Annotated in this window: 4 protein-coding genes and 1 pseudogene; 1 reads left to right on the top strand and 4 read right to left on the bottom strand. The window is 41.3% G+C overall.

The genetic code is table 11. The features are described from left to right. Positions 1–94: 94 nt before the first annotated feature. Positions 95–238 carry a POT-type proton-dependent oligopeptide transporter gene (locus AC2JBO_RS41595; protein ID WP_496959480.1) on the bottom strand — a complete coding sequence of 48 codons (144 nt, stop codon included), beginning with the start codon at positions 236–238 and terminating at the stop codon, positions 95–97. After that, entirely contained in the window at positions 177–1,217 is a 1,041-nt protein-coding gene (locus AC2JBO_RS41590; protein ID WP_496959479.1) for a hypothetical protein, read from the bottom strand. The genes AC2JBO_RS41595 and AC2JBO_RS41590 overlap by 62 nt, the downstream gene beginning before the upstream one ends. A 102-nt stretch (positions 1,218–1,319) precedes the next feature. Between AC2JBO_RS41590 and AC2JBO_RS41585 the strand changes: the two genes are divergently transcribed. Then, the gene (locus AC2JBO_RS41585; protein WP_496959478.1) at positions 1,320–2,894 is read left to right on the top strand and encodes a metallophosphoesterase family protein; all 1,575 of its coding nucleotides are present in this window, start codon (positions 1,320–1,322) and stop codon (positions 2,892–2,894) included. 489 nt (positions 2,895–3,383) lie between these two features. Here AC2JBO_RS41585 and AC2JBO_RS41580 read toward each other — a convergent pair whose 3' ends face one another. Then, the gene (locus tag AC2JBO_RS41580) at positions 3,384–3,512 is read right to left on the bottom strand and encodes a hypothetical protein (RefSeq protein WP_496959477.1); all 129 of its coding nucleotides are present in this window, start codon (positions 3,510–3,512) and stop codon (positions 3,384–3,386) included. Between the two features lie 100 nt (positions 3,513–3,612). Continuing rightward, positions 3,613–3,930, bottom strand: a pseudogene (locus AC2JBO_RS41575) (hypothetical protein); the annotation flags it as partial.

Here is a 3,930-nt window from a genome sequence, read left to right as displayed (position 1 = left end):
CTGGTTTCATTTTTTAACAGCAACGCTGATAAGGTGCACAGCTGTCAAAGCACAGAACAAGTCCTACTTTCTAGCTGGTCGTTCAGCCATCAGCCTAAGTGAACTGCTGCAGTCCATTTTGCTGTACCAGCTTAGCATGTACCCACCTTTCACGTGCACTGCTCTCTCTGAACTGGTCACCACCAAAGCTGCTGACACATGGCTTGATGCCTCCTGAACCCAGCGCTGTCAGGTACATGAACACCCAGAACACAGCCTGTGTGGTGGCTAGGCCTGCAGTGAGGAAGGCTACGAACTGCCAGACTTGGAGAAGTATCAACTGCGAACGGCAGTATAATATTGCCCAAACGAGGGTTAAATAAATAGGTTGAACTGCCACCATCAATAGTAACAATGTTATTTTTTACACCAAGCGTTCGTAGTTGTTGTGATGCTTCATCAAGAGTCGCTTGATTAACTGTTAGAACCAAAAGCAACTCGTCACCCTTTCTACCATCCTTACTTAAAGTCCCAATCACATGGTAGCGGTTGACTTGATTTCTACCTATAACTTTTGCTGGATGGTCATTTGCAGCATAAGTGACTATTGCATTTTTGACGCTTGCCTGATTTAAAGGCGCCCCAGTATTTGGATTATAGTCAGTGATATACGCGCGACTGTTATCCCAAACCAGAGCTTTCAACGTGATATTACGATAATGTTTATTTAAAGGTTGATGTATCGGACCATATGGACTACTACCACCCGTAACAACTTTACCGTTTAACTTAACAGGGAACGATAACTGGGTACTAGGTTTGTACTGTTCAAAAAAAGCACAGTTAATTGTAGAGAAAACTTTGTTGCCGTGTAACTGTTGATACTCTTTTTGTACTTCATCGAACGACCTTCGGGTAAAAAAAGGACTGCTGTACTTACCCTCTCCTCGATAATACTTCCCCTGACCTGAACCTTTACCGTTTTCCTTTCCTAAAATCTGGTCGATTTGCATTTTTTGCAAGTTAATAACCTGCAAATAAGCATCATTCCCACTGTTTAACTGCTTTTTATACAAACCAGCACCATCTTTAACGTCAACAGCTTGAAAAGAGCCAAAAGAAGTAGCTAGCGAAACTTGAGAAATCCAAAAACTAACAATAATGGCTGTAAAGAAACAAAATAGCCACATAAACCGCTTGATAGCTACATACTTACCAAAAAAAATCATAAAAGCCATTAAAATGCCGATTATAGCCAATCTGCGAAAAAATTGGACTTCATGTCAACCATATAAATAGCTTAGAATCATGATGCGAAAACACACAGGAGTTTTCAAAACATGAAGTTCATATCTGAAGCATCCACTGCGGTCAAAATTCAGCAAATGAAGGAGCGAGTGCGCTGGCAGCATCCAAGTATCACTGCGCGCGGAATTGATCAGACAAGCATGGTGTTAGATAACGGCAAGGATAACCCAGATTTCTCGTTTATGGTGATTGGGGATAGTGGTACAAAACCATATCCCGGATTCCATCCTCAAAGAAAAGTTGCCGAAATGATGCTTCCTCACCGTGAAGAATGTAGTTTTGTACTCCATACAGGTGATGTAATCTACGTAGTAGGCTCACAAGAATACTATCCACGCAATTTTATTGAGCCGTATCGTGAATTTATACAAGGAGGAGAAAATTTTAAACGTATTCCTTATAACCACATAACTTTTAATGAGACTCCGATTCTACCAGTCTTGGGCAACCATGATTATTATGATGTACCTCTAATGTCACGTTTAGTAGCTGGAAGTACTAAATTACTACGTCAATATTTGCGCTATAAAGATATTGAAATTGGTTGGCACGGTTCACAACAGGGAAACGCATACGCGCAAGCATTTATTGACTGCTTAGGTAACATTGACTCACCGCAAATGCTTGCTGAACACTTGGATACGCACTATACAGCCAAAACTGATACAGGACTGGGCTTGCGCTACGAACCAGGAATTTTTACGCGCGTACCAAATCGTTATTATACTTTTCGTTACGGTGGCATCGACTTTTTTGCCCTCGACTCGGATACATTCACTATGCCATCACCTATACCCTCAACTAGACAGGGAGAAGAAAAACGGCGCCAGCTTACCAAACAGCGTCATGATATTGAAGCAGAAGAAACTCAAATTCTTGAGGATATAGCCAAGCTAAGTCCTGAAAACAGCGAACATGTACAACAGCTAGATGAACTCAACGCTAAATTAAATCAAATAGATGAAGTCAAAATAGATATAGAAAAGCAACTTACGTCTCATTTTAAAACCAACCTGATTGATTGGGAACAACTTGACTGGCTAAAGAAACGTTTAATTGAATCTTGGCATAGTGACGAAGTACGCGGACGTATCATATATTTTCACCACCCACCTTATGTTACCGAAGCAACTAAATGGCATCAAGCACAAACCCTTGCTGTGCGTCATCGTTTGAGAGAAGTATTTGATGCAGTTGCACGAACATTAGGTTCGCAAACTCAAGAACGTCCGATTGTAGATTTAATTTTAAACGGTCACGCTCACTGCTTTGAACATCTACGAACAACAAATACAGGACACGCAGACTCTAATATAAACTGTATTATCTCCGGTGGTAGCGGTCATCGACCTCGCTGCCAACGCACTGAAGGCAATGAGCTAATGGAAAAATTTATTACTCCCACTGGCATCGATAACCGTAAAGTTGCCGAGTCTTATGTATTTGCTGGTCGCAACGGATACGATGAAATGAGGCGCCTACCTTACTCGTTTGTACGAATTGATGTAAAAGCCGGAAATCCTCCTAAATTTACCGCGCGTCCTTTTGTGGCAGAGTGGTATCAGGATAAATGGAGCAATATTACCTTAGAACCATTTGAGTTTTAAAACTCTTGTGGAGCAGGCATCCCTGCCTGCCTCATACGAATGAGGGGTTAAACTCCTTGTCCTCTTATCTACCGTCACCCGCCAACACCCTAGAAGGGTGTGGCTAATAGAACAAAGCCCACCTACGTGGGCTAAAGAAAATCTTGAATAAAAATTATGTCTTCTTTTATTGGTCATAGCTTAATATCATGTCCGGTTGATTACCCATAATTACCGACAATGTAGAGACCTTACATGTAACGTCTCTACAAGGATTTTATTATATTCTTGTGGAATGGGCATCTTGCCCGTTCCAGAAAAATGCATAAATGTAGAAACCGAATATATTCGGTCTCTACAATGTGTGAATTATTATAGATTGGGTTGCTGTTCAGTAAAAACTTACCAAGCTACCCAACTAGGTTTTATATTCGGATATTGTTACCAATATCACTGGAGCAGGGTCTGGACTCTTCTTTTATCTCTCCTAACAAATTCCCATTTGCTAGCTCACGAGTGAAGAGCGCTCGCAACACCCACTACTACCCGAAAACCAACGTTGTTGTTGTTGTCGTTGTAGTTGCGGTACGCCGAACGGCAGTTTTCAGGATTGTTGTTCCACGAACCTCCGCGCAACATCTGGAAGTGCCCACCCCATCTTCATTTTCTTGAAGAGACAGGCAGGATGCCTATCCTACAAGAGATATGAATAGCTTTGTGTATTATGATTTTGTGCAATCTATAATACAAATTCTTCAAAAATCTTTGTACGCAGGCGCCAGGTATCTCCATGTTTTAAGTGAGCTATCCAGCTTCTAATAGAGCAAGATACATGTTCAAGCTCAATTTTTCCTTCCGCATACTCAGTCTTAAGCCTTTTTAATCTTCGCTTCGCACGTCGCAAGTTCTCGGTTCGCACTCTAATTCTATCTGGTAAAATGCGAAATCCTAAAAAGTTTGCTCCATGACGGGTTTCAAATAATTGGCTTTTGATCAATACCTTCGCCAAAATAAAGAGGGCCTTCTGTAGTAGAGTTATGTTTACTAAGACTACAAC

Source organism: Calothrix sp. CBUCES-K 9914, from assembly GCF_059640475.1.
This window is presented reverse-complemented; position numbering and strand designations above follow the sequence as displayed.

Excerpts from the sequence above, each read along its gene's own strand:
- AC2JBO_RS41595 (WP_496959480.1), bottom strand. The coding sequence starts at position 238 with ATGTACCTGACAGCGCTGGGTTCAGGAGGCATCAAGCCATGTGTCAGC.
- AC2JBO_RS41590 (WP_496959479.1), bottom strand. The coding sequence starts at position 1,217 with ATGGCTTTTATGATTTTTTTTGGTAAGTATGTAGCTATCAAGCGGTTT.
- AC2JBO_RS41585 (WP_496959478.1), top strand. The coding sequence starts at position 1,320 with ATGAAGTTCATATCTGAAGCATCCACTGCGGTCAAAATTCAGCAAATG.
- AC2JBO_RS41580 (WP_496959477.1), bottom strand. The coding sequence starts at position 3,512 with ATGTTGCGCGGAGGTTCGTGGAACAACAATCCTGAAAACTGCCGTTCG.